The sequence below is a fragment of the Nonomuraea sp. NPDC001699 genome (assembly GCF_053596455.1).
In genome coordinates, this window is the sequence record NZ_JBSFGF010000005.1 from 102,176 (window position 1) to 127,826 (window position 25,651).

General features: G+C 71.8%; 22 protein-coding genes. 9 read left to right on the forward strand and 13 right to left on the reverse strand.

What is annotated here, in order from left to right; translation table 11 throughout:
- Positions 1-7 precede the first annotated feature (7 nt).
- The 4 genes from folP to ACWCSU_RS17085 all read right to left on the reverse strand — a co-directional run bounded on the left by folP (position 8) and on the right by ACWCSU_RS17085 (position 3,811).
- On the reverse strand, positions 8-907 hold the full coding sequence (gene folP, locus ACWCSU_RS17070) for a dihydropteroate synthase (protein WP_449935916.1): 900 nt from the start codon (positions 905-907) through the stop codon (positions 8-10).
- Between the two features lie 69 nt (positions 908-976).
- Positions 977-1,441, reverse strand: coding sequence for an ATP-binding protein (locus ACWCSU_RS17075; RefSeq protein ID WP_449935918.1), 465 nt, complete (start codon positions 1,439-1,441; stop codon positions 977-979).
- Between the two features lie 97 nt (positions 1,442-1,538).
- Entirely contained in the window at positions 1,539-2,588 is a 1,050-nt protein-coding gene (locus ACWCSU_RS17080) for an NAD-dependent epimerase/dehydratase family protein (RefSeq protein ID WP_397035654.1), read from the reverse strand.
- Between the two features lie 41 nt (positions 2,589-2,629).
- Entirely contained in the window at positions 2,630-3,811 is a 1,182-nt protein-coding gene (locus tag ACWCSU_RS17085; RefSeq protein WP_357702367.1) for a zinc-dependent alcohol dehydrogenase, read from the reverse strand.
- Positions 3,812-3,976: 165 nt separating this feature from the next.
- Between ACWCSU_RS17085 and ACWCSU_RS17090 the strand changes: the two genes are divergently transcribed.
- Complete coding sequence (locus tag ACWCSU_RS17090; protein ID WP_449935922.1) at positions 3,977-5,356, forward strand: carbohydrate-binding protein; 1,380 nt, start codon at positions 3,977-3,979, stop codon at positions 5,354-5,356.
- Between the two features lie 111 nt (positions 5,357-5,467).
- On the opposite strand, the gene ispG is transcribed toward ACWCSU_RS17090, so the two are convergent.
- Both ispG and ACWCSU_RS17100 read right to left on the reverse strand, forming a co-directional pair.
- Positions 5,468-6,571: a flavodoxin-dependent (E)-4-hydroxy-3-methylbut-2-enyl-diphosphate synthase gene (gene ispG, locus ACWCSU_RS17095; RefSeq protein ID WP_449935923.1), complete on the reverse strand. Its 1,104-nt coding sequence runs from the start codon at positions 6,569-6,571 to the stop codon at positions 5,468-5,470.
- Positions 6,559-8,307 (reverse strand): 1-deoxy-D-xylulose-5-phosphate synthase, encoded by a 1,749-nt coding sequence (locus tag ACWCSU_RS17100; RefSeq protein WP_449935926.1) that lies wholly within the window; start codon positions 8,305-8,307, stop codon positions 6,559-6,561. The genes ispG and ACWCSU_RS17100 overlap by 13 nt, the downstream gene beginning before the upstream one ends.
- A 125-nt stretch (positions 8,308-8,432) precedes the next feature.
- On the opposite strand from ACWCSU_RS17100, the gene ACWCSU_RS17105 reads away from it, so the two are divergent.
- From ACWCSU_RS17105 to ACWCSU_RS17125, 5 genes are read left to right on the forward strand one after another with little or no spacing between them, the layout of a single operon-like run.
- The gene (locus ACWCSU_RS17105) at positions 8,433-9,482 is read left to right on the forward strand and encodes a polyprenyl synthetase family protein (protein WP_397035657.1); all 1,050 of its coding nucleotides are present in this window, start codon (positions 8,433-8,435) and stop codon (positions 9,480-9,482) included.
- Between the two features lie 11 nt (positions 9,483-9,493).
- Positions 9,494-10,435, forward strand: coding sequence for a 4-hydroxy-3-methylbut-2-enyl diphosphate reductase (locus tag ACWCSU_RS17110; RefSeq protein WP_449935930.1), 942 nt, complete (start codon positions 9,494-9,496; stop codon positions 10,433-10,435).
- A gap of 27 nt (positions 10,436-10,462) precedes the next feature.
- On the forward strand, positions 10,463-11,872 hold the full coding sequence (locus ACWCSU_RS17115; protein WP_357702356.1) for a family 2B encapsulin nanocompartment shell protein: 1,410 nt from the start codon (positions 10,463-10,465) through the stop codon (positions 11,870-11,872).
- 44 nt (positions 11,873-11,916) lie between these two features.
- The gene (locus ACWCSU_RS17120; RefSeq protein WP_449936407.1) at positions 11,917-13,287 is read left to right on the forward strand and encodes a family 2B encapsulin nanocompartment shell protein; all 1,371 of its coding nucleotides are present in this window, start codon (positions 11,917-11,919) and stop codon (positions 13,285-13,287) included.
- Positions 13,287-15,494: a terpene synthase family protein gene (locus tag ACWCSU_RS17125; RefSeq protein WP_449935932.1), complete on the forward strand. Its 2,208-nt coding sequence runs from the start codon at positions 13,287-13,289 to the stop codon at positions 15,492-15,494. The genes ACWCSU_RS17120 and ACWCSU_RS17125 overlap by 1 nt, the downstream gene beginning before the upstream one ends.
- Here ACWCSU_RS17125 and ACWCSU_RS17130 read toward each other — a convergent pair.
- Together ACWCSU_RS17130 and ACWCSU_RS17135 are read right to left on the reverse strand one after the other, a co-directional pair.
- Entirely contained in the window at positions 15,461-15,808 is a 348-nt protein-coding gene (locus tag ACWCSU_RS17130) for an STAS domain-containing protein (RefSeq protein ID WP_357702352.1), read from the reverse strand. The genes ACWCSU_RS17125 and ACWCSU_RS17130 overlap by 34 nt on opposite strands.
- Before the next feature lie 453 nt (positions 15,809-16,261).
- Positions 16,262-16,528, reverse strand: coding sequence for a hypothetical protein (locus ACWCSU_RS17135; RefSeq protein ID WP_357702350.1), 267 nt, complete (start codon positions 16,526-16,528; stop codon positions 16,262-16,264).
- 452 nt (positions 16,529-16,980) lie between these two features.
- Here ACWCSU_RS17135 and ACWCSU_RS17140 point away from each other — a divergent pair, with 452 nt between their 5' ends.
- A complete protein-coding gene (locus ACWCSU_RS17140) occupies positions 16,981-17,415 on the forward strand; it encodes a C40 family peptidase (RefSeq protein ID WP_449935936.1) in 435 nt (144 codons plus the stop codon).
- 248 nt (positions 17,416-17,663) lie between these two features.
- Here the strand turns inward: ACWCSU_RS17140 and ACWCSU_RS17145 are convergent, their stop codons facing one another.
- The 3 genes from ACWCSU_RS17145 to ACWCSU_RS17155 form a co-directional block, all read right to left on the reverse strand.
- A complete protein-coding gene (locus ACWCSU_RS17145) occupies positions 17,664-17,930 on the reverse strand; it encodes a hypothetical protein (RefSeq protein WP_357702346.1) in 267 nt (88 codons plus the stop codon).
- A gap of 650 nt (positions 17,931-18,580) precedes the next feature.
- The gene (locus tag ACWCSU_RS17150; protein ID WP_364084171.1) at positions 18,581-19,075 is read right to left on the reverse strand and encodes a MarR family winged helix-turn-helix transcriptional regulator; all 495 of its coding nucleotides are present in this window, start codon (positions 19,073-19,075) and stop codon (positions 18,581-18,583) included.
- Positions 19,072-19,689: a DJ-1/PfpI family protein gene (locus ACWCSU_RS17155; protein WP_449935938.1), complete on the reverse strand. Its 618-nt coding sequence runs from the start codon at positions 19,687-19,689 to the stop codon at positions 19,072-19,074. The genes ACWCSU_RS17150 and ACWCSU_RS17155 overlap by 4 nt, the downstream gene beginning before the upstream one ends.
- A gap of 61 nt (positions 19,690-19,750) precedes the next feature.
- On the opposite strand from ACWCSU_RS17155, the gene mads6 reads away from it, so the two are divergent.
- Positions 19,751-21,097, forward strand: a complete 1,347-nt coding sequence (mads6, locus tag ACWCSU_RS17160) for a methylation-associated defense system protein kinase MAD6 (RefSeq protein WP_357702340.1) — start codon at positions 19,751-19,753, stop codon at positions 21,095-21,097.
- 8 nt (positions 21,098-21,105) lie between these two features.
- Here the strand turns inward: mads6 and ACWCSU_RS17165 are convergent, their stop codons facing one another.
- The gene (locus ACWCSU_RS17165) at positions 21,106-23,787 is read right to left on the reverse strand and encodes a BTAD domain-containing putative transcriptional regulator (RefSeq protein WP_449935941.1); all 2,682 of its coding nucleotides are present in this window, start codon (positions 23,785-23,787) and stop codon (positions 21,106-21,108) included.
- Between the two features lie 115 nt (positions 23,788-23,902).
- Between ACWCSU_RS17165 and ACWCSU_RS17170 the strand changes: the two genes are divergently transcribed.
- Positions 23,903-24,811 (forward strand): M23 family metallopeptidase, encoded by a 909-nt coding sequence (locus ACWCSU_RS17170; RefSeq protein WP_357702336.1) that lies wholly within the window; start codon positions 23,903-23,905, stop codon positions 24,809-24,811.
- A 6-nt stretch (positions 24,812-24,817) separates the two neighbouring features.
- Here the strand turns inward: ACWCSU_RS17170 and ACWCSU_RS17175 are convergent, their stop codons facing one another.
- Positions 24,818-25,633 carry an FKBP-type peptidyl-prolyl cis-trans isomerase gene (locus ACWCSU_RS17175; protein ID WP_449935944.1) on the reverse strand — a complete coding sequence of 272 codons (816 nt, stop codon included), beginning with the start codon at positions 25,631-25,633 and terminating at the stop codon, positions 24,818-24,820.
- Positions 25,634-25,651 lie beyond the last annotated feature (18 nt).

Consider the following 25,651-nt stretch of genomic DNA (forward strand, 5'->3'; position numbering starts at 1 on the left):
GCTCCTCTCACGCCAGATTGTGGCTCGGCGCGACCGGCGTCCGCCAGCCGAGCACGGCCTCGGTCATGCGCACGGACGCGACCGTCGCGGCCACGTCGTGCACCCGCAGAATCCGGGCGCCCTTGAGGATGGAGACGACGTTCGCGGCGATCGTCCCCTCCTTGCGCTCGCCCTGCGGGCGGTCGATGGTCTCGCCGATGAAGTCCTTGTTCGACAACGCGACCAGGGTGGGGTAGCCGATCGCGGTGATCTCCTCCAGCCGCCGCGTCAGCTCCAGGGAGTGGAAGGTGTTCTTGTTCAGGTCGTGGCCCGGGTCGATGATGATCCGGTCGGGGGCGATGCCGGCCTTGAGCGCGAAGGCGACCCGTTCGCGCAGGAAGCCGGCGACCTCGCCGACGACGTCGTCGTAGCTCGGGCGGAAGACCCTCCTGCCGGGGCCGCCGAGGCTGTGGGTGACGATCACGCCGGCGCCGGTCTCGGCCGCGACCTCGGCCAGGCCGGGCTCGCGCAGGCCGTTGGTGTCGTTGATGACGTCGGCGCCGGCCGCAAGGGCCGCCCTGGCGACCTCTGGACGGTGGGTGTCGACCGAGATGACGGCGTCGGTCGCGGCCCTGACCTCGGCGATCACCGGGGCCACGCGCTTGATCTCCTCCTCGACGCCGATCGCGGCCTGGGCCGCGCTGAAGGCGAACCCGCCGATGTCCACCCAGTCGGCCCCCTCCTCGACGGCCCGCACGCAGGCCGCGACCGCGCGGTCGAGCTCGTACGTGCTCCCCTGGTCGTGGAAGGAGTTGGGGGTGCGGTTGACGATGGCCATGATGGCGACCTGGCGCTGGAAATCGAACTCCCGCCGCCCGATGCGGCGGACCGGAGAGATGATCTCGGGGGGAATGTTTCCGCCGCTCACGTAGTGGCCCCTTCCGTCTCCTGCCGAGCCTACCCGGGGCCGCGGCGGGGCAGTCGGGCGCGCCCGCGCTCAGCCCTGGAAGTGCCCGGACGGCCCGCCGCCCCCGGTGACCCTGATCCGCTTCATGGTCCGCGGGAGGGCGGGCGCGTGCGGCAGGCGCATGGTGAGCCGGACCGTGGTGCCGTCCGGCCCGGTACGGAAGTCGGCCAGGTCGCACAACCGCCGGATCAGGTAGATCCCGCGGCCGGTGCAGGTGAGGTCGGCCGGCCGGACGGCGCCGTCGAGGTACGCCTGCGGGATGCCCGCCCCCTGGTCCGCCGTCTCCGAGCGGATGACCCCGTCGACCGTCCACAACGTCAGATGCCCGCGTCCGCCCGCGTGCTCCACGGCGTTGACCACGCTCTCGTGCACGGCCAGGACGAAGTCCTCCAGCCGGCCGTCGCGCAGCCCGCTGCTCTCGGCCTGCTCGGCGACCGCGCGGCGCAGCTTGGTGACGTCGTGGAGGGTGAAGGGCTGGGTCAGCAGAAGGGCCATGGCGCTCCTTCGTGTCGTCACGACACGCAGGCCACGCCTCTGGACCTTGCGTAGAGACCGGTCCCCTTCCCCGGTCCGGCGCCGTTACACCCCCGGATCAGGGACGGCCGCCGGCTCCCGTGGCCAGTTCCTTGGCCCGGCCCACCGGACCGCCGTCGGGCCTGAGCGGCGGGGTCTCCATGCCGGCGCCGTCGTGCAGGCCGTCCAGCAGCTCGCGCATGGCGTCCCAGGAGGAGTGCCGCGGCCGCCAGCCCAGGACGTCCCTGGCCCGGTCGGTCTTCATGACGGGGATGCGCAGGGCCAGTTCGAGCAGCCCCGGCGAGGCGGGCACCAGCCGCAGGTGCCAGCCGGCCGACATCAGCGTCCTGGCCAGCCAGGGCGTGACCGGCATCGTCCGGGTGCCGAGGAGCTTGGCCAGGTCGGCGGGGTCGAGCACGGGCTCGGCGGCCAGGTTGAAGGCCCCCGACACCGTCCTGGTCACGGCCAGCCGGTACGCCTCGGCGGCGTCGTCGGCGTGCAGGACCTGAAGCCGCAGTCCGGGCACGTCGGGCACGAACGGGATGCGGCCGGGCCGGAAGAGCCCGCGTGGCAGGAACGGCCCGGCGAACAGGCGGCGCTGCTCGCTGGCCGCCGCCCGCTGGAAGATGAACCCCGGTCGCATCCGCACCACGCGGATCGCCGGATGGTCGTGCTCGAAGACGTCGAGCACCCGCTCGACGTACGCCTTCTCCCGGCCGTACGCGGCGCCCGGCCAGCCGTGCGTGGGCCAGCTCTCGTCCACCGGCCGGTCCTTGGGGCCCGGCGAGTACGCCCCGACCGAGGACGCGTGGACCAGCGCGGGCACCCCGGCCTCGGCCGCCGCGCGGAACACCCGCATGCTGCCCAGCACGTTCGCCCGCCAGGTGACGGCCGGGTCCCTGGTGGGCTGGAACAGCCACGCGAGGTGCACGACGGCGTCGGCGCCGTCGAAGATGCGCGAGAGGTCGCCGGTGGCGACGTCGGCCTGCCGCCACTCGGTGCGGTCGATGCGCCATCCCGGCAGGCGGCGGGCGACGCCCACGATCGACGTCACGTTGTCATCCGCCGCGAGCGCGCGTACGACGCTCGTGCCGACGTTGCCGGTAGCCCCGACCACCACGACTCTCATGCATGCACCGCTGCCCGTGCTCCGGACGGCGAAACCCCTGCTCAGGGCTGCAACAGGATCTTTATCGCGCCATTCGCCTTCTTCTGGAACATCTCATACGCCTGCGGCGCCTCGTCCAGCCGCATGCGGTGGGTGGTGAGGTCCATGACGCCGAGCGGGTCGGAGTCGTCGGTGACCAGCGGCATGAGCCGGTTGATCCACCGCCGCACGTGGGCCTGGCCCATGCGCAGCGTGACGCCCTTGTCGAACATGCGCAACATCGGCATCGGGTCGGTCATGCCCCCGTAGACGCCGATGACGGAGATGACGCCGCCGCGGCGGACCGTGTCGATGGCCTGGTTGAGCGCGGCCAGCCGGTCGACGCCCGCGTGGGACATCAGCGGCGCGGCCACCGCGTCCGGCAGCAGCCCGGTGAGCGTCTGGGCGATCTTGGCGGCCGGGGAGCCGTGGGCCTCCATGCCGACGGCGTCGATCACCGAGTCGGTGCCGCGGCCCGAGGTGAGCTCGCGGATCGCCCCGGGCACGTCGGAGGTCTCGCTCCCGTCCACGACCTCGATGCCGTGGCGGCGGGCCATCTCCAGGCGTTCGGTGACGCCGTCCACGCCGATCACGCGGGCGCCGAGGTGGCGGGCGATGCGGGCGCACATCTGGCCGATGGGGCCCAGGCCGAAGACGGCGACGCTGCCGCCGTCCGGGATCTGCGCGAAGTCGACGGCCTGCCAGGCGGTCGGCAGCACGTCGGACAGGAACACGAAGCGCTCGTCCGGCGGGCCCTCGGGGACCTTGATCGGGCCGAACTGGGCCTCGGGCACGCGCAGGTACTCGGCCTGGCCGCCGGGCACCTGGCCGTACAGCCTGGTGTAACCGAACAGCGCGGCGCCCATGCCCTGCTCCTTGACCTGCGTGGTCTCGCACTGCGCGTACAGTTCCAGGCCGCACATGTGGCAGTGGCCGCAGGAGATGTTGAACGGGATGACGACGCGGTCGCCGGGCCTGATGTCGGTGACGGCCGCTCCGACGGCCTCGACGACACCCATGGGCTCGTGGCCCAGGATGTCGCCCTCGGCCATGAACGGGCCGAGCACTTCGTACAGGTGGAGGTCCGAGCCGCAGATGCCGGTGCTGGTCACTCGGATCACCGCGTCGTTGGGCTCCTTGATGGCCGGGTCGGGGACCTCCTCGACCCGTACGTCGCGCTTGCCGTGCCAGGTGACGGCCTTCATGACGCCTCCAGATGGGATTCGGACGGCATAAATGCCGCATACCCCCACATAGCGCTCCAAACGATTTCCCCCATAACACCGTGATAGGGGTCTTTTGGGACGACCACTCCTCGTATTCGGACCCGTACCGTGCAGACACCCCCCTGTACGCGAGGAGACATGCACATGCTCCCCAGGAAGACCGTGACGGCGGGCATCGCGCTCGCGGTCACCATGATCAGCGTCCCCGCCCTGGCCTTCGCCGCCAAGGGCGCCACCGCACAGGACGACACCCCCTACGCCATCGCCCAGGCCAACGCCCAGGCCGTCGCCGACCCCCCTCAGGGCCTGGTCGACGCCATGAGCAGGGACCTCGGCATCACCGGTCAGCAGGCCGAGGCCCGCCTGGTCAACGAGTCCGCGGCGGCCGGTCTCGAACCCACCCTGCGCGCCCGGTTAGGCGCCTCCTACGCCGGCTCCTGGGTGACCGGCCCCACCTCCACCCCGGTCACCGCCACCACCAACAGCTCGCAGGTGGCCGCCATCGCCGCGGCCGGCGTGCAGGCCCGCGTGGTCACCCGCTCGCTGAGCAGCCTCGACCAGGTCAAGGCCAAGCTCGACGGCGCGTCGGCCAAGGCCCCGAAGACCGCCCCCGTCTGGTACGTGGACGTCGTCAACAACACCGTCGTCGTCCTCAGCTCCAGCCCCGCCAAGGCCGCCGCCTGGGTGAAGGCCAGCGGCGTGGACGCCTCCGCCGTCCAGGTCGTGCGCTCGGCCGAGAAGCCCGCGCTCTTCTACGACGTCCGCGGCGGCGACGCCTACTACATCGGCTCCGGGACGCGCTGCTCCGTCGGCTTCTCGGTGACCAAGGCCGGCTCGCAGGGCGGCTTCGTCAGCGCCGGCCACTGCGGCACCGCCGGGTCCAGCACGTCCGGTTCCAACCGGGTCGCCATGGGCACCTTCCGCGGCTCGTCCTTCCCGGGCAACGACTACTCCTGGGTCGAGGTCAACGGCCAGTGGACCCCGACCGGCGTGGTGTACGGCTACAGCGCCGGCATCCTGCCCGTACGCGGCTCGACCGTGGCCCAGGTGGGCTCGGCCGTCTGCCGCGCCGGATCGACCACCGGTTACCACTGCGGCTCGGTCCAGCAGCTCAACGCCAGCGTCACCTACCAGGAGGGCACCGTCTCCGGCGTGACGCGGACCAACGTCTGCGCCGAGCCCGGCGACTCCGGCGGCTCGTTCATCTCCGGCGACCAGGCCCAGGGCGTGACCTCGGGCGGCTCGGGCAACTGCAGCTCGGGCGGCACGACGTACTTCCAGCCGGTCAACGAGATCCTGTCCGCCTACGGCCTGACCCTCGCCACCCAGGGCGGCGGCCCCGGCCCGACCAGCACGCCGACCGTCACGACCACCGTCCCGGGCGGCACGTGGGCCGCGGGCACGACGTACGCCGCCGGCGCGACGGTGACGTACGGCGGCTCGTCGTACCGCTGCCTCCAGGGGCACACCGCTCAGCCGGGCTGGGAGCCGCCGAACGTGCCGGCTCTGTGGCAGCGCGTCTGACCCACTAGACGTCCAGGCGGAGATACCCCCTCACGACCTGGACCGCGCGGCCGGGCTATGTCCCACTCCTCCGTCAGGGACATCGCCCGGCCGATGCGTTCCCCGCGCCCGTCAGGACGCCTCTCCGGCCAGCCGCAGGGCCTCCTCGACCAGCGTCTCCACGATCCGCGACTCGGGGACGGTCCTGACCACCTCGCCCCTGACGAAGATCTGGCCCTTGCCGTTGCCCGAGGCCACGCCCAGGTCCGCCTCCCTGGCCTCGCCCGGCCCGTTGACCACGCAGCCCATCACCGCCACCCGCAGCGGGTGGGGGAAGCCGTCGAGGGCCGCGGTCACCCGTTCGGCCAGCCCGTACACGTCGACCTGGGCCCGCCCGCAGGACGGGCAGGAGACGATCTCCAGCCTCCGCCGCCGCAGCCCCAGCGACTCCAGGATCCCGATGCCGACCTTGACCTCCTCCACCGGAGGCGCGGACAGCGAGACCCGGATCGTGTCGCCGATGCCCTCGTCGAGCAGGATCCCGAACGCCACGGCCGACTTGATCGTGCCCTGCATGAGCGGCCCGGCCTCGGTGACGCCGAGGTGCAGCGGGTAGTCGCAGCTACGGGCCAGCATCCGGTAGGCCGCCGTCATCACCTGCGGGTCGTGGTGCTTGACGGAGATCTTGATGTCGCGGAAGCCGTGCTCCTCGAACAGCGAGCATTCCCACAGCGCCGACTCCACCAGCGCGGCCGGTGTGGCCCTGCCGTGCTTGGCCAGCAGCCGGGGGTCGAGCGAGCCGGCGTTGACCCCGATGCGGATGGACACCCCCGCGTCGGACGCGGCCCGCGCGATCTCGCCCACCTTGTCATCAAATTTCCTGATGTTGCCGGGATTGACCCGGACGGCCGCGCACCCCGCCTCGATGGCGGCGAAGACGTAACGCGGCTGGAAGTGGATGTCGGCGACGACCGGGATCTGCGACTTGCGCGCCAGGGCCGGCAGCGCGTCGGCGTCCTCCTGCGTCGGCACGGCGACGCGGACGATCTGGCAGCCCGCCGCCGTCAGCTCGGCGATCTGCCGCAACGTGGCGTCGACGTCGGCCGTCACCGTCGTCGTCATCGACTGCACCGAGACGGGCGCGTCGCCCCCCACCGGCACGGGCCCCACCATGACCTGCCTGGACGCCCTGCGCGCCCGATGACGCACCGGCAGTCCGAGATCTACAGCGGCCACCTGTCCAACTCCCTTCTGACGGTGTGCGCGATGCCCTGGCCGGTGAGCCCGGCCTCGGCGAGCAACCCGGCCCGGCTCCCGTGCGCGACGAACTCGCGCGGCAGGCCGAGGTTGACGATGTGCTGCCCGGGCCCGCACTCCTGCCGGAGCAGGGCGCCGGCCCCACAGGCGGCCAGACCGTCCTCGACGGTCACCACCAGCCGGGCGGCCGCGGCTAGCCCGCGCAGACCGGCAGAAACCGGGATGACCCAGCGCGGATCGGCCACGGTCACGCCGATCCCGGCGGCCGACAACATGGCCGCCGCGCCCAGGCACGGCCCGGCCATCGGCCCGACCGCCACCAGCAGCACGTCCTGGCCGCCCGCGAAGAGCACGTCGACATCGCCGACGCGCCCCGCGCGCGGGATCTCGGGACCGGCGGCCGCCTTGGGGAAGCGCAGCGCGGTGGGCCCGGGGTGCTCGACCGCCTCCTCCAGCAGCTCGCACAGCCGCCGGGCGTCGCGCGGCGCGGCCACCCGCATGCCGGGCGCCGTCGCCAGCGCCGCGAGGTCCCACATGCCGTGGTGGCTGGGCCCGTCGGGGCCGGTGAGGCCGGCCCGGTCGAGCACGAGCGTCACCGGCAGCCGGTGCAGCGCGACGTCCATCAGCACCTGGTCGAAGGCGCGCCCCAGGAACGTCGCGTAGAGGGCGACCACCGGGTGCAGGCCCGCCATGGCCATGCCCGCCGCCGAGGCCAGGGCCTGCTGCTCGGCGATGCCGACGTCGAACATGCGGCCGGGGAAGCGCCGCCCGAAGCAGGCCAGCCCAGTCGGCCCCGGCATGGCGGCGGTGACGGCCACCAGGTCGTCGCGGCGCTCGCCGAGCACGCACAGGTGGCGGGCGAACGCGTCCGTCCAGGTGGCGGCGCCGGCGCCGAGGGGACGGCCGGTGGCCGGATCGGTGGCCGGGATCGCGTGCAGGTGCTCGTCGTGGTCCTGCTCGGCGGGGTCGTAGCCGCGGCCCTTGCGGGTGACGCAGTGGAGCACGACGGGGGCCCGCAGCTCGCGGGCGGCGCGCATGGCCGCTTCGAGGGCGGCGATGTCGTGGCCGTCGACCGGGCCGAGGTAACGCAGGCCGAGCTGCTCGAAGACGGTCACGTCGGCGGCCGTGCGCAGGCGGGCCAGATGGTCGGCGATGCCGCCGTGGGTCGGGGCGTAGGAGCGGCCGTTGTCGTTGAGCACGACGACGACCGGCCGGTGGCGGGCCACGCCCAGGTTGTTGAGCGCCTCCCAGGCCATGCCGCCGGTGAGCGCGCCGTCGCCGACCACGGCGACCACCGCCCGGTCCGCGTCGCCGGCCAGCAGGCGCGCCTTGGCCAGGCCGTCGGCGTAGGCGAGCGCGGCGGAGGCGTGGGAGTTGTCGACGTGGTCGTGGACGGACTCCTCCCGGCTCGGGTAGCCGCTGAGGCCGCCGCGGCAGCGCAGCGCGTCGAAGGAGTCGCGCCGCCCGGTGAGGATCTTGTGGACGTACGCCTGGTGCCCGGTGTCGAAGACGATGGTGTCGCCGGGCGAGTCGAACACGCGGTGCAGGGCGATCGTGAGCTCGACGACGCCGAGGTTGGAGCCCAGGTGCCCGCCACGCGCGCTCACCTTGTCGACCAGGAAGTCGCGGATCTCGCGGGCCAGGCCGGGCAGCAGCTCGGCGGGCAGGGCGCGCAGGTCTTGGGGAGTGGAAACGTACGGCAACAGGCTCGTCATGACATCCCCTGACGGTGTTGCAGGTGAGCCAAAAAGATAGTTGAAAGGCCCAAGACACTTTACACGCTCTGTATTCAAGTAGTAACTATTGGTAGCGCGCGTCCCGACAAGAAGGAGCCGAGCGGATGCCGGTGAGCTTCACGCAGCACTACCTCGGATCGCGGATCGAGCGACGCCTCGCCGACTTCCTTGAGACCTGGCGGGCGCCCGTCTCCGATCCCGACGTGCAGACGGCCTACCGGTTGCTGACCGAGTTCATCCTCGGCGGCGGCAAGCGCATCCGTCCCCTGCTGTGCTACTGGGGCTGGCGGGGCGCGGGCGGCGCCGACTGCGACGAGATCGTCAGCGCCGCGGCGGCCCTGGAGCTGTGCCACGCCGGGCTGCTCATCCACGACGACATCATGGACGGCAGCGAGCTGCGCCGGGGCCGGGCGACGATCCACCGGAACCTCGCCGACCTCCACGACGGCCCGTCCGCGCAGGCGTTCGGGCACGCGGGCGGCATCCTGCTCGGCACGCTCAGCCTGGCCTGGTCCGACACCCTGTTGTCGTCGTGCGGCGTCGAGCCCGTACGCCTGCGCGCCGCCCACCACCTCTTCGACGCCATGCGCACCGAGGTCATCAGCGGCCAGTACCTCGACATCCTCGCCCAGCTCCGCGCCGGCGCGAGCGTGACGGAGGCCCTGACGGTGATCCGCTACAAGACGGCCAAGTACACCGTCGAGCGGCCGCTGCAGATCGGCGGCGCCCTGGCCGGCGCCTCCGCCGAGCTGCTGGAGTCCTTCTCCCGGTTCGGCGTGCCGCTCGGCGAGGCGTTCCAGCTCCGCGACGACGTGCTGGGCACGTTCGGCTCCGTGGCCGAGACCGGCAAGTCCGCGCTCGACGACCTGCGCGAGGGCAAGCACACGGTGATGATCGCGCACGCCGTGGCGCACGCCTCGCCCGCGCAGCTCGACTACCTGCGCGCCTGGCACGGCAACCCGGGCCTCACCGAGGAGCAGGCCGCCGGGCTGCGCACCATCCTCATCGACACGGGCGCGCTCGACCAGGTCGAGTCGATGATCGACGAACGCGTGGGCGAGGCCACGGCCGCCCTGGCACGGGCGCCGATCGGGCCCGAGGCCGGCAGCGCGCTGTCCGTCTTGGCCGACCAGCTCGCGCACCGTACCAAGTAGGGGGCTTTCCGATGGGACGCGTACTGCTCGCGGCCCCGCGCGGTTACTGCGCGGGCGTCGAACGGGCGATCATCTCCGTGGAGGAGGCGCTCCGGCGCTTCGGGCCACCGGTCTACGTGCGCAAGCAGATCGTGCACAACACGTTCGTGGTGGCCGATCTCAGCAGCCGCGGCGCGGTCTTCGTCGACGAGCTCGACGAGGTGCCGGACGGCGCGCTGGTGATCTTCTCCGCCCACGGCGTCTCCCCCGCGGTCCGCCGGGAGGCCGGGCGCCGCGGCCTGCGCACGATCGACGCCACCTGCCCCCTGGTCACCAAGGTGCACAAGGAGGCGGTACGGCTGGCCGAGGCCGGCCACGAGATCGTGCTCATCGGCCACGCCGAGCACGAGGAGGTCGAGGGCACGGTCGGCGAGGCGCCCGGCCGCATCCACGTCGTCGACCCGGCCAGGACCCACGAGGTCACCGCGAACGGCGCGGCGCGCCTGAGCTGGCTGTCGCAGACCACCCTCTCGGTCGACGAGACCATGGGCGCCGTCGCCGAGCTGCGCGACCGGTTCCCCCACCTGGCCGACCCGCCGAGCGACGACATCTGCTACGCCAGCCAGAACCGTCAGGAGGCGATCACCCGGATCGCCCCCGAGTGCGACCTGGTCATCGTCGTCGGCTCGGCCAACTCCTCCAACTCCCAGCGGCTGGTCGAGGTCGCGCGGCACGCCGGCGCCCCCGCCGCCCACCTGGTCGACCGCGCCGCCGACGCCGATCCCCGGTGGCTCGGCGGCGTGCGGACGGTCGGGGTCAGCTCCGGCGCTTCCGTGCCGGACGTGCTGGTCGACGACCTGCTCGCCTGGCTCGCCGGCCACGGCTTCACCGACGTCGAGACCGTGACCGTGACCGAGGAGACGCTCACCTTCTCCCTCCCCCTGGAACTCCGTTCCTCCCGCAACCCCGGCTAGACCCCACACCGAGATTGGCGGTGCACCATGACAGAAACCACCGACTCCAGCGCGCCCGTGAACGGCAACGGGCAGCTCAGCCTCAGTACCGAGGCCGCCAAACAGCTCGCGACCACGACCAAGACGCCACCGCAGATGCAGGAGATCACCTCCAGGTGGCTGCTGCGGCTGCTGCCGTGGGTGCAGTGCTCCGGTGGCGTGTTCCGGGTCAACAGGCGCCTGACGTACACGCTCGGCGACGGGCGCATCACGTTCTCCACGACCGGCTCCGACGTGCGGGTCATCCCGGCCGAGCTGACCGAGCTGCCCATGCTGCGCGGCTTCGACGACATGGAGGTGCTGGAAGCGCTGGCCGACCGCTTCCAGCAGCGCGAGATCGAGCCGGGCGAGGCCATCGTCAGGGAGGACGACCCGGCCGACCAGCTCGTGCTGATCGCCCACGGCCGGGTCGGCAAGGTCGGGCAGGGCGCCTACGGCGACGAGCAGAACCTCGGCGTCCTGGCCGACGGCGACCACCTCGGCGAGCAGGCGCTGGTCGGCGGCGGCACGTACGACTTCACCGCCACGGCCAAGACGCACACCACCGTGCTCACCCTGTCCAGGCAGACCTTCGAGCAGCTCGCCGAGCAGTCGCCGGCGCTGCGCGAGCACCTCCAGAACTGGCGCGCCTCCGGCGACCACGCCCAGAACGCCTACGGCGAGGCCGCGATCGACATGTCCTCGGGCCACTCCGGCGAGGTCGCGCTGCCCGGCACGTTCGTGGACTACGAGCAGTCGCCCCGCGAGTACGAGCTGAGCGTCGCCCAGACCGTCCTGCGGGTGCACAGCCGGGTCTCCGACCTGTACAACCAGCCGATGAGCCAGCTCGACCAGCAGCTCCGCCTCACGATCGAGGCCCTGCGCGAGCGGCAGGAGCACGAGCTGATCAACAACCGGGAGTTCGGCCTGCTGCACAACGCCGACTTCAGCCAGCGCATCCGCACCCGTTCCGGCCCTCCCACGCCCGACGACCTCGACGACCTGCTGGCCGTGGTGTGGAAGGAGCCGGCCTTCTTCCTCGCGCACCCGCAGGCCATCGCCGCGTTCGGCAGGGAGTGCAGCAAGCGCGGCCTCTACCCGCAGGCCAGCGAGGTCAACGGCCACCGCATCCCGGCCTGGCGGGGTGTGCCGATCTTCCCGTGCAGCAAGATCCCGGTCACGGGCAAGCGCACCACGTCGTTCCTGCTCATGCGTACGGGCCAGGAGAACCAGGGGGTCGTCGGCCTGCACCAGACCGGCATCCCCGACGAGTACCAGCCCAGCCTCTCGGTGCGCTTCATGAACATCAACGAGAAGGCGATCATCTCCTACCTGGTCAGCGCCTACTACTCGGCCGCCGTCCTGGTGCCCGACGCGCTCGGCGTCCTGGAGGACGTCGAGCTCGGCAGGAACGGCTAGCAGCCCCTTTCGTCCGTCCGGTCCAAGAATTGGTGGTGGTTGAGTTGACGGAGTCGGATCAGCGGCTGAGCCTGGATACCGCCGCGGCGCGGAAGCTCGCCACGACGACCAAGACGCCTCCGCAGATGCAGGAGATCTCCTCCCGCTGGCTGCTGCGGATGCTCCCGTGGGTGGACACCGCCGGCACCTACCGGGTGAACCGGCGGCTCACCTACATGGTCGGCGGTGGCCGCGTGAGCTTCTCGCGCACCGGCGCCCGGGTACGGGTGGTGCCCCCAAGCCTGACCGAGCTGCCGCCGCTCCACGGGCTCGACGACGACCGCCTGCTCGACACCCTCGCGGGGCTGTTCGAGCAGCGGGAGTACGCCCGCGGCGACACGATCGCACGGGCCGGACGGCCGGCTGACGAGATCATCCTGGTCGCCGACGGCCGGGTCACCAGGTACCAGCCGGGCGACTACGGCAACCGCCTGGTGCTCGGCACCCTCGGCGAGGGCGACCACACCGGCACCGAGCCGCCGGGCGAACGGGCCGTACGGCACGACACGCTGGAGGCCGGCACCAGGTGCACGGTGCTGGCCCTGCCGTGGGGGGAACTGCGCGCGCTGGCCGAGAGCGCGCCCGCCCTGCTCGAACAGCTCGAACGCCACCGCGCCCGGCGGGCCGCCCCCCAGACCAAGCACGGTGAGGCGGCCATCGACCTGGCGGCCGGCCACCGGGGCGAGCACACCCTGCCGGGCACGTTCGTGGACTACGACCCGGGGCCGCGCGAGTACGAGCTGAACGTCTCGCAGACCGTGCTGCGCGTGCACACCCGGGTCGCGGACCTGTTCAGCGACCCGATGGACCAGACCGAGCAGCAGCTCAGGCTCACCGTGCAGGCGGTGCGCGAGTCGCAGGAGCGCGAGCTGGTCAACAACCGCGACTTCGGCCTGCTGCACAACGTCGACCCGAGCCAGCGCATCCGCACGCTGTCCGGGCCGCCCACCCCCGACGACCTCGACGACCTGGTCAGCCGGAGGAAGAAGTCCCGGTTCTTCCTCGCCCATCCGCGGGCCATCGCGGCCTTCGGCCGGCAGTGCAGCGCCAGGGGCGTCTATCCCGACACCGCCGAGATCGAGGGCGTGCCCGTGCAGTCGTGGCGGGGGGTGCCCATCCTGCCGTGCGACAAGATCCCGATCAGCCGGGCGGGCACCACGTCGATCCTGTGCATGCGCACCGGCGAGAAGGACCAGGGCGTCGTGGGCCTGTTCCAGACCGGCGTCCCCGACGAGCGGGAGCCGGGGCTCAGCGTGAAGCTCACCGGCATCGACCGGAAGGCGGTCATGTCGTACCTGGTCAGCGCCTACTACTCGTGCGCGGTCCTGGTGCCCGACGCGCTCGGGGTGCTGGAGGACGTGGAGGTCGCGAGCTGATGGTACACCCGTTCGAGCTGCCCGAGTTCTACATGCCGTATCCGGCGCGGCTCAACCCGAACCTGGAGGAGGCCCGTACGCACGCCAAGCAGTGGGCGCGCGACATGGGCATGCTGGAGGGATCGGGCGTCTGGGAGGAGGCCGACCTCGACGGCCACGACTACTCGCTGATGTGCGCCTACACCCATCCCGACTGCGACGGCACCGAGCTGTGCCTGATCACCGACTGGTACGTCTGGGTGTTCTTCTTCGACGACCACTTCCTCGACGTCTTCAAGCGCACCGGCGACCTCCGGGGCGGCAAGCGGCACCTCGACCGGCTGCCCGCGTTCATGCCGATGGGCGATGACCTGTCCATGCCGGAGCCGGTCAACCCGGTCGAGGCGGGGCTGGCCGACCTGTGGCGGCGTACGGTGCCGGGCATGTCGGCCGACTGGCGGCGGCGGTTCGCCGAGAGCACCCGCCACCTGCTCAACGAGTCGATCTGGGAGTTGTCCAACATCAACGAGGGCCGGATCGCCAACCCGGTCGAGTACATCGAGATGCGCCGCAAGGTGGGCGGCGCGCCCTGGTCGGCGGGGCTGGTCGAGCACGCGGTGCGGGCCGAGATCCCCGCGCGGCTGGCCGGCACCAGGCCGCTGCGGGTGCTGAAGGACAGCTTCTCCGACGCCGTGCACCTGCGCAACGACCTGTTCTCCTACGAGCGCGAGGTCAGGGACGAGGGCGAACTGAGCAACGGCGTGCTGGTGCTGGAGACGTTCCTCGGGTGCACGACGCAGGAGGCCGCCGACGCCGTCAACGACCTGCTCACCTCGCGCATGCAGCAGTTCGAGCACACCGCGCTGGGCGAGCTGGGCCCGCTCTTCGTCGAGCACGCCGTCGACCCGTTGTCGGCGGTGGGCGTGCTGGCCTACGTCAAGGGGTTGCAGGACTGGCAGTCGGGCGGTCACGAGTGGCACCTGCGGTCGAGCCGCTACATGAACGAGGGCGCGACGACGGCCCGGCCGCTCGGCATGAAGTCGCTGATCAGCGGCACCGGGGCCAAGCGGCTGCGCAACTTCGCCCACGCCGGGCGGCAGCCGGTCGGCCCCTCGCGCATTCCCGAGCTGTACATGCCCTTCGAGCTGCGCCTCTCCCCCCACCTCGACCGGGCCCGGCGGCACGCGGCGGCCTGGTGCGCGTCCATGGGCCTGCTGGAGGCCCAGCCGGGCGTCGCGGGCTCGGCGGTCTGGGACGCCGACAAGCTGGCCGACTACGACCTGCCGCTGTGCGCCGCGGGCCTGCATCCCGACGCCACCCCCGAGGAACTGGACCTGGCCTCCGCCTGGTTGTGCTGGGGCACCTACGGCGACGACTACTTCCCCGTCGTCTTCGGCCGGTCGGGCAACCTGGCGGCGGCCAAGGTCGCGGTGTCCAGGCTCTCGGCGTTCATGCCGCTGGACGGCACGCCCGTGCCGCCGCCCGTGAGCGCGCTCGAACGCGGCCTGGCCGACGTGTGGGCCCGTACGGCGGGGCCGATGCCGCCCGCGGCCCGCGCGCGGCTGCGCCGGTCGGTCGTGACGATGTGCGAAGGCTGGCTCTGGGAGCTGGGCAACGAGGCGGCCGGGCACATCCCCGACCCGGTGGACTACCTGGAGATGCGCCGGCTCACCTTCGGCTCGGAGCTGACGATGAGCCTGTGCCGGCTGCGGCACGCGCACACGCTGCCCGAGGCGCTGTACGAGAGCGGCCCGATGCGGGCGTTGGAGAACGCGGTCATGGACTGCGGAATGTTGATGAACGACATCTTCTCGTACCAGAAGGAGATCGAGTTCGAGGGCGAGGTGCACAACTGCGTCCTGGTGGTCCAGAGCTTCTTCGACTGCGACTACCCGGCGGCGCTGGGCATCGTCAACGACCTGCTGACCTCGCGGATGAAGCAGTTCCAGCACATCGCCGCGCACGAGCTGCCGGTCCTGTGCGACGACCTCGGGCTCGACTGCGCGGCGAGGGGGGTGCTCGACGCGTATCTGGCCGACTGCCGCCACTGGCTGAGCGGCATACTCAACTGGCATCGCGGTTGTTTCCGCTACGACGAGCCGTCCCTGCGGCGGCACCACCGGCCGCCGGTCTTCCGGCTGTCGGGTCCCCACGGGCCGGGCACGTCGGCGGCGACCCTGCTCCACAGCGGCGTCTACAGCGGCACGTCGTACGGGCGCGGGGCGTAGAACCAGCCCATCATGCGCAGCAGCCGCCGCACGTGCGGCGTGACGTTGTGCAGGCGGATCCACCGCTCGTCCGGGGGCAGCGCGGGCAGCGCCAGCACCCGCAGCCCGGACAGGTCGATGAAGGTCAGTTCACCGGTGTCGACGTCGATGTACGTGCTGCCCCCGCGCGAGTCGGACAGCGTGCTGGCGAGCGCGGGGCTGTTGGTGACGTCGATCTCCCCCGCCAGGGCGACGGCCGGGGCGCCGGCGGCGACCCGCAGCGTGATGCTGAGCTGCCCGTCCTGATAGAGCAGCCGCTCTTCGAGATCGTTCACGACGTGCGCACCCCCCAACAGCTATGGACCAGGGGGTTGCCGGTGGGATGACCGTCAGGGTTCCTCCCGGCCGTCCTGGCCGCCCTGAGGAGGTCACGGCGCCTTTCGCCGCGCTGACGATTAACCCGAAACCAGGTTACACGAATTATGTTTCACTATGGGATGTTCAGGCAAAAATGACCGAATTGCAGCCCAATGATGAAGGGCCGCCTCCGGGGCCTGATCTCCGATCCCCGAACTCCACTCTCCGGTCTTCGCGGACGAACGAGGCCGGCCCAGCACGCAGGGCTGGGCCGGCCTCGGACCGTCCTCGCGGCGGGGCTCGCCCGCGTCCCGTCGCGGCCGATCCGGCGGCGTTCCGGCAAGGTGCCGCCACGAGGGGTCGTGGCTGTCGGAACGCCTTCAGGTCAGCCTGACGGGCGCACGGACGGGCCGCCGCCGATCAGCGATTGCTCAGTTGTTGTCGCCGTAGTGGCTCTGGGCGTCCAGGATGTTGAGCTCGATGTCCTGGAGGTGCAGGGCGGTGAGGACGTCGACGTACTTGACGGAGTCGTTGAGGACGTCGTTGGCCAGCGTCAGGTCGTCCAGGATGGACAGCTGGCTCAGGATGGCCTTGCCGCTGTTGTAGGCGTTGGGGCCGACGTCGGCCGAGGCGCTCGTGGTCGTGAACCCGAACAGCGCGCCGGCGATGGCTGCACCGGTGAGAATGCGACGCATCATTTTTACTTCCCTTTCATCGGAATCGGCGCAGCGGTGCGCGTCATCATTTATTTCCCGCCTCCCGAGTGGCAGGAATTTCGCGAATAACGATCTCGTGGGATCACGGTGGCCCGCAAGGGGAATATGCTAAGCCAAAGTCAAGTACCCGCACTTATTCCTTTGGCCGTCGATCGGGAGAAAGTCGTCCCGAAATGCCCGGAAATATCGTGACTCGTCGGATGCGGCGGGCTGTTTTATCCCCATACTCCCGGAGAAGGTAATCGGAAGAAGTCGCTTGAAACGCCGTGCCGTAACGGCGGCATGGCCTGTCACGCGGGGGTGCCTAATATGCCATGAACGGACTACTGCGGTTGCTGGCAATAGCATTGGCGCACATCAGCGTGTGCGTTTTTCATTCGTTTCCCGCGTACGGCGCCGCCGGATGCCATCCGCACGGGTGCCGCGCGCAGGCCGTGGCCGTCCGGTCGGCGGCGGGCTCGATCGCGCTGAGGGCGGCGGTGGAGATGATCGGCGTCCCGTACACGTGGGGCGGCGGCGGGCCGGGCGGTCCCGGCTTCGGGATCGGAAAAGGGGCCAAGACCTGGGGGTTCGACTGCTCGGGTCTCACCGAGTACGCCTGGGCGCGAGCCGGCGTGGCCATCGGGACGACGACGTACGAGCAGTGGAGGTCCGGGATCCGGATAGCGCGGGAGGAGATCCAGCCCGGGGACCTGGTGTTCTACGACAGTGACGCCGACACCCCGGGTCCTGAGCACGTGGCGCTCGCGGTGGACGGCACCCAGATCGTGCACGCGCCCTTCAGCGGCGAATCCGTACGGTTCGACGCGCTGGAGCGGCCGCACTTCCTGGGCGTCGTACGCCCGAGCCCGGGTCGTTCCGGCGCCTAGGCCGGGTCCGCCGGCTCGGCGCGGGTACGAACGAGCCCCGCGGCCCAGGTCGTCCTGCAGTGATCGACCCGGGCCGCGAGGCGTTCAGAGCTCGGTGCGCACCAAGCCCGTGCCGTGGCCTCGCGAAATGCCACGGCGCGTACTTTCGGTCCACCTCAAGGCACCAGGAAGCCGACCTTGGCCGGGCGGCTCGGCGGCATTGTCCGCGAGACGCCGATCGTCTTCCTGCCTACGCCATGTGAGGAGGCTCAGTTGTTGTCGCCGTAGTCGTCCTGGTTGTTGAGGACGTTGGCCTCGATGTCGTTCAGGTGCAGCAGGGTGAGGATGTCGATGTACTTGATGGAGTCGTTGGCGACATCGTTCAGCGCCGTCAGGTCGTCGAGAATGCTCAGCTGGCTAAGGATGCTCTGCCCGTTGTTGTACGGGTTGGGGCCGACGTCGGCGGACGCGGCGGAGACGGAGAAGCCGAGAGCGGTGACCGCGATAGCTGCACCGGCCAGAATGCGACGGATCATGTTTGCTTTCCTCCATGGATCGGCGCCGAATTTGTGCGCCATGGTCGTTTGTGCAGGGCTGTGAGGTGCCGCAAATAACCATCGCGGCAGGCAGCGAAAATCGCAACCTGGATTGGCCTAACGAAGGTCAAGGGGACGCCTCGATTTCTTGGGGATCGGTTTCCGCGCTCATCGACCGGGGACTGCATATATCCCGGCCCCGCTGCCCGGCGAACGGGATTCTTTTGGCCTTCCGGCGGCGAGGTTGGGGCGTTCGTGCACTGCCGTTTAGGCAACGATCACCCGAAACTTGATGAACGGCCTACGCCGAACGGCGTACCTGGGGCGCCATCCATGGGCGGACGTCCGGGGCGAACAAAGGGGTGACGGCGGGGCCTGAGTTCGGCGAATCCGGAGATCGGACGAGTGCAATGCGGACGGATATCCGCAAGACCGTCGTGGTTATCCATGTGGTCGCCTCGGTGGCGATGCTCCGACCAGCCATTGGAGGGTGTTCCGCCATTACTGGACGACGGTCGAGCCGGTTTCCCCGGCGGCCGCGCTCCGCGCGGGCACGTTCCCGTTCGGCCCCGGGGAATGGCGACGGCCCGCCTCCTCCCCCGGGCCCGGAGAGCGGAACCGGCCCGGGGCCGAAGAGCAGAGCGGGGAGGTCAGGCGTCGGTGAGGTGGGTGAGGGCGGCGGTGAGGTGGTGGAGGGCGGTCAGGGCGTCGCGGGTGGCGTCGAGGCCCAGCACCTCCACCAGGCGGGCGGCGAAGTCGCGGTGGCCCGGGACGATTCCGGCGATCGCCTCGCGGCCCGCGTCCGTCGGCTGGAGCAGCTTGGCGCGGCGGTGGGCGGGGTTGGGCCGGTATTCGGCGAGGCCCCTCTCCACCAGCAGGTCCGCGATCCGCTGGACCCCTTGCCGGGTCATGCCCATCACCCGCGCGATCCCCGCCACGGGCAGCGGCTCCCCCAGGACGGCGCCCAGCACCTGCCACCAGGCCGCGGTCATCCCCGCCGGCTTGGCCAGCTCCTCGGCCACGTGCAGGAACTGGCCGTTGAGCCGGAACGACGCCAGCGCCAGCCCGGACAACAGCTCAGCCGCCACATCCCCATCCGGCACGTCCGCGTGGTTGCCGGGGTCGGGGGTGGTGCTCGGGGTCATGCGGCCATCAGCACCTCGAACGCCGAGGCGTCGCTCCTGCCGAACAGGCGGTACCAGGCGTCGAGGACGTCGGGGCGGTAGATGTCGAGCCGGCGGAAGATCTCCCTGGCGAAGGCGGCGGGCTCGGTGGGCCCGGCGGTGACGAGGTCGCCGTCGAGGACGGCGTCCGCCTCCCGGTAGCGCCCGGCCCCGGCGTACCCCTCCTGGGCCATCAGGTACGGCGGCGCCGCGCTGGTGTGGTCGCGGTCGTCGAGCAGGCCCTCGCGGGCGAGGCCGGCGGTGGCGCCGCAGATGGCCGCCACCGGCACGCCCGCCTCCAGGAACTCGCGGGCCTTACGGGCGAACGGCGCCAGCTCGTCCCCCGCGTCCCAGAGGTCGGCCCCCGGCAGGATGAGCAGCGAGCTGCCCTCGGGCGTGAGCCGGTCGAGCGCGAGGCCGGGCGTGACCCGCAGGCCGCCCATGCTGACGACGGGCTCGGCGGTCAGGCCGACGTTGACGACCTCGTACGCCCCCGGCTCACGCTGGAAGCGCCCGCTGCGCAGATGGGCGGTCGCGTGCCCGGTCTCCCAGTCGGCGAAGGTGTCGTAGACGGCGTGGTGAATGATTCCCTTCATGACAACACACTGTCATTTCGACAGCATGTTGTCAACAGAGAACCGTGGGAGGATAGGCGCCATGGCACAGATCGTCGGCGGAGGACGGCCGGTCAACGACGCCGAACGGCGCGTGATCTCCTACTTGCGCGACCACGCCCCCGCCGACTGGCTGCTGCTGCACAACGTCGAGGTCCCCCGCGGCGACGACGTGTTCGAGGTCGACCTGCTCGTGCTGACCGGCCACTCGCTCGTGGTCGTCGACGTCAAGGGCACCCGCGGGCGCATCGAGGTGTCGGGCACCCGCTGGTACCCGCCGCGCAGGGAGGCGTTCGGCTCGCCGGTGACCAAGCTGCGGGGCACGGCCAAGGCGCTCAAGGGCCTGCTGGTGTCCAGGGCCACCCAGCTCGAACGCGTCTACGTCGACAGCCTGGTCGTGCTCACCTCGCCCGACGCCGAGCTGGTCGACCAGGCCGGCCGCGACGCGCCCAACGTCACCGACCTGCCCGGCCTGGTCGCCACGCTGGGCGACGTCTCACGGGTCAGGCGGGGGTGCAGCCCCGACGCGCGCCCCTACCTGACGGCGGTGCTCGACGCGCTCAACCAGACCGTGCGCCGCAGCACCGCGCCGCCCAGGTTCGGCAACTGGGAGGTCGAGGAGCAGCTCGGCGGCGACGCCAAGATCACCGAGTACCGCGCGTTCAACGCCACCCTGCCGGGCAGCGAGACCGTGCTGCTGCGGGTCTACCAGGCCGACCCGCTGGCCGACCACGAGGCGCGGGCCGCCGAGCGCCAGCGCATCGCCAACGCCTACCAGTCGCTCGCCCGCATCCCGCCCCACCCGTGCGTCGTGCGCTCGCGCGACTTCTTCGCCATCGACGACGAGAGCCGGTTCGTGCTGGTGCTCGACGACGTCCACGGGGAGGCGCTGCACCTGTCGCTGGGCAAGGGCGCCAGGCTGGGCGTGATCCAGGACCTGCTGCGCGGGCTCGCGCACGCGCATGCCAACGGCGTCGTCCACCGGGCGCTCACGCCCGGGTGCGTGCTGGTCACCGACGACGGGCACGCGGTGCTGACCGGGTTCGACTACGCCAAGCCGGGGCCGCGCAACTACACGGTCGCCCACGAGCTGGGCAACGTGCTCGACGCCCATTACGTGGCGCCCGAGTGCCAGGAGCGTCCCGACCGGATGACCACCGCGTCCGACGTCTACGCGGCGGGGGCCATCGCCTACCAGCTGCTCACCGGGGAACTCCCGACCAGCGCCGACGCCCACGGTCCCGACGTGCCCGACGTGGTGCGCCGGATGCTCGACCACGCTCCCGCCAAGCGGCCGAGCGCGGCCGAGGCGCTCGACGCGCTCCAAGGCGTGCCGTTGCAGCAGTCGCGGCTGCGGCGGCTGGTCCGCCGGCTGGTCTCCGGCCCGTGACACCCCCGTCAGGCCGGCAGGCTGCGGCGCAGGGCGCTGGCGTGCCTGAGGTAGTCGAGGGCCAGGCCGGTGCGCCCGGCCGAGCGGTGCAGCTCCCCGAGTAGCTGGGTGGCCGCCGCCTCGCCGCTGCGGTCGCCGAGCTCCTGGAAGACCTCCAGCGAGCGTTCGAGGCCGGTCGAGGCGCGGGTCAGGTCGCCGCGCGCCGCCTGGAGACCCGCCAGGCTCTGCAGCGCGTACGCCCCGCAGTGGCGGTCGCCGAGCGACTCGAAGATCTCCAAAGCGTGCCGGTGGAACGACATCGCCTGGTGCAGGTGGCCCATCTGGAGGCACACGCATCCCTCCCGGTGGGCGTCCCCGAGCTCCTGGGCCAGCCGCATGGCCTCGCCGAGCGACTCCGCCGCCTGGACGAGGTCGCCCGAGTTCAGGCAGGCCCGTCCGATGGCCTGGTGGGCGAACGCCTCTCCGTGCCGGTCGCCCGAGGCCACGAACATGGCCAGCGCGCGGCGCAGGTGCGCGAGCGACCGGACATGCCGGCCGCGGAACTGGTTCACGGCGCCGAGCCCGCAGACGGAGGTCGCCTCGGCCCTGACGTCCCCCAGTTCGTGGAAGATCTGGCGGGAGAGGGTGAAGCCCTCGGCGGACTCCTCGTACCGGTCCTGGTACAGGCTGACCTGGGCCAGGCCCCTGAGCATGGCGGCCTCGCCGTACCGGTCGCCGGCGGCGCGGGCGGCGGCCAGGGCGACGGTGTGCGTACGGCGCCAGGTGCCGAGGTGGCAGTGCAGATCGAGGTAGGGCACCATGGCGGCGGCCAGCCCCCAGGCCGACTCGGCCAGGCCCAGCTCGGCCGCCAGGTCCACGGCTCCGGCCAGCGCCTCGTGCTCGGACTCGAACCAGCTGATCGGGTCGGCGGTGAGCCGGTCGAGCGTGCGCGCGGGCAGCCGCCACCTGGCCGCCCTGGCCGCGGTGAGACTGAAGACGGTGGTGGGCAGGCGGGCCATGGCGTGCTCGGTGGTCGCCGTCCAGGCCGCCAGCACCCGGGCCAGCGCGGCACGGTCGGGGCCGCGTTCGCGCGCGTGCCTGCCGACGAGGTCGGGCACCCGGTAGCGCGGCTGGCCCACGTCGTCGGTGCCGACCGGGTCCAGCAGGTGGACGTCCACGAGCAGGTCGGTGACGTCGTGCGCGCCGTGCCGGCCGAGCGCGGCGTCCACCACCCAGCCCGGCTGCGCCCCGGCGGCGGGCCCGAGGACGCCGAGCGCGCTCAGCGTACGGGCGGCCTCCGCCGGCAGCCTGCGGTAACCGGCGTCGAGGCAGCCCCGGACCTCCTTCAGCTCGGCGAGCCAGTCCTCCTCCAGCCGTTCGCGCAGCACCGACAGCGACCAGCCGGGCCGACCCGCCAGCCGGGCTCCGGCGCTCCTGACCGCCAGCGGCGACCCGCCGCAGAGCGTCACGACGGCCAGGGCGTCGGCCGGTTCGCGGGCCACCCGTCCGGCTCCGGCGACGCCGCCGAGCAGCGTCAGCGACTCCTCCGGCGACAGCTCGCCGAGCTCGACGCGCAGCGCGCCGGGCAACTCGGTGATGCGCCGCCTGCTGGTCACGATGACGGCGCTCTCGTTGCCGGGGAGCAGCGGGCCTACCTGGGCGGCGTCGCGGGCGTCGTCCAGCACGACCAGCATCGGGCGCTCGGCCAGCAGCGACCGGAACAGCGCCGACCGCTCGCCGGGCGTCGGCGGCGCGCCGGTCACGCCGAGCGCCCGCAGGACCTCGGCCAGCAGCTCGCCCGGCGCCCTGCCGCCCAGCTCCAGGTAGAGCTGGCCGGCGGGGAAGGCCGCGCGCAGGAGGTGGGCGGCGTGCACGGCCAGGGCGGACTTCCCCACGCCGGGCGGGCCGGAGATCACCGCGACCGAGAACGTCCCGCCCAGCGCGGCGAGGGGCGCGGCCCTGCCGATGAAGTCCGGCAGATCGGGCGGGAGCTGCCGGGGCACGGCGGGCGCCGCGCGTCCCTCGTCGGCCAGGATCAGCTCGTACGCACCGCGCAGCTCCGCCCCCGGCTCGACGCCGAGCTCGTCCACGAGCTGGTCGCGGACCGCCGCGTACGTGCGCAGCGCCTCGGCCTTGCGGCCCCCGCGATGCAGGGCGAGCAGCAGCCGGCCCCACAGGTCCTCCCGGTAGGGATGCTCGGCCAGCAGGCCGCGCAGCTCGTCGGCCGCGCCGTCGTGGTCGCCGGCCTTGAGCCGCCGCTCGATCAGGCACTCGGCGGCCCGCAGCCGCAGCCGGTGGAGGTGCTCGATCCGGCGGTCCCAGACCGGGCTGCCGGGCAGGTCGCTCAGCGGCGCGCCGCGCCACAGCGCGAGGGCGTCGCCGTACTCGCCGCGGCCGGTCAGCTCCTCGAACAGGCGCAGGTCGAGGGCGTCGTCCGCGACGTCGATCGTGTAGCCCGCCCCGGCGGCGCGCAGGCCGACCGGCCCGAGCTGGGACCTCAGCGCGCTCACGTAGGTGCGGACGTTGGCCAGGGCCGAACGCGGGGGCCGCCCCGGCCAGAGCACCTCGGCGAGCCGGTCGGCGCCGACCACCTGCCCGGCTTCCAGCAGCAACGTGGCCAGCAGCATGCGGGGTTTGCCGCCGGAGATCCGTAGGGGGCGGCCGCCGGAGCGGATCTCCAGCGGCCCGAGGACGTGGAAGGTGACCGTCATGACAGCATCAGCCCCTTTACGGGAGATCTGACAGCTCTTTGTATCGGTTCTGGATGATTCTTGTGCGGCCAATGCGGACTCTGGTGTCACAGATCCCACTGGAAAGGATCACTCCATGAAGCTCAGCCGATCAATGGTCGCGGGCCTCGCATTGTTACTCGGCCTCGGTACGACGACCCCCGCCTTCGCCGACCCGGAACCGGAGTCCGCGCAGGCGCAGCTCCTCGCGACGAACTTCCAGATGCCGTTCCCCTGCGGCCAGACCTGGACCGGCAACTCCAGCGGGAGCAGCGCCCACCAGTCGTGGGAGATCGACTTCAACCGGGGCAGCACGGCCGACGCCGACCTCGGCGACCCGGTGGTGGCCGCGGCGTCGGGAACGGTGGCGATCTCGGCGCACCAGGGCTCGACCAACGGCTACGGCAACCTCGTCAAGATCGACCACGGTGGCGGCTGGACCACCTACTACGCCCACCTGAACACCCGGCTGGTCAGCGCCGGCCAGTCCGTCTCGCAGGGCCAGCAGATCGGCACGGTCGGCAACACCAGCAAGCCGGGCAACAACATCAGCCCCCACCTGCACTACGAGGTGCGCCTGGGCACCAGCTACCCGTCGAACATCCAGAAGGCCGTCTTCAACGGCGTCACCTTCGGCTACCCGGTCCAGACGGTGACCTCGAAGAACTGCGGCGGGTCCGCCAACCCGTACACGCCGCAGGAGGCCTGCGGCTCCGGCTACGACGTGATCGACTCGGCCGGGCTCGGCGCCGACGGGACCGTCTACCTGCTCTACAACAACTCCAACGGCAACAACTGCGTGGTCACCATGAAGGCGAAGTCGCTCGGCACGGCGACCGCGACGACCGCCTACCTGGAGGTGCAGGGCAGTACCAGGAAGACGGACTCGGGCAACTACGGCTACTACGCCGGCCCGGTCTACGCCGCCGCCGCGAACACGTGCGTCAAGTGGGGCGGCAAGGCCGGCGCCTCGGCCTACGACAGCCCGTTCGAGCACTGCGGCTGAGACGGCTCAGATGGGCGTGATCGTGTCGAGGACGTCGATCACGTACAACATGGGCCGCTCCCCCGGGGAGCCCACGGCCAGCCGGCTGCCGACCTGCTGGCCGACCAGGGCCTCCAGCCAGGCGGGCGGCACCGAGCCCGGCTTGAGCGTGAAGGCGCTCGGGCCGCCCCTCCGGTAGGACGAGTCCACCACCGAGCGGGACGGCCAGGACGCGGCCACGTACTGGATCACCACCTTGGAACCCGCCGTGACGTTCCGCCCCGAACCGTCGATGAGGGTCCGGGGCGCGGAGTCCGGCCGCAGGTCGGGCGGGATCGCCGGCAGGGCCCGTCCGACGAGCCGCGCGTCGGGCGGGTAGCCGCCGAGGATGTCGAAGACCACCACCAGCGTGTCGGCCGGCGAGACGCCGGTCAGCGGCACGTTCGGGCCCAGGGCCTCCGACGCCGGGCTGACCAGCATGACCCGGCTGCCGGCCGGCCTGCCGATGAGCGAGGCCCGCCAGGTCTCGGAGACCTGCCTGCCGTCGAAGACGACCGTGGTGGGCTGGTTGCCGTCGTAGGTGCTGAGATACGGCTTGTTCCCCGACCAGCGCCGGATGTCCACGTCGGCGAGCACGACGTCCCCCGGGACCGTACGCCGGCCGTTGCCCATGGAGAGCACCGTGATCCGCGGCGTGCGTCCCGGCTTCCCCCGAGGTATGGCGACGACGGGCTTGCTGCCGAACGCACCCGTCACGACGGGCTGGGAACCGTCCTCGGCGACACCACACGAGGTGGCCAGCATGAGTACGGCAGGCCAGAGCAGGCGCACGATTTCCCCCAAGATGCCAGATCCGAAGGG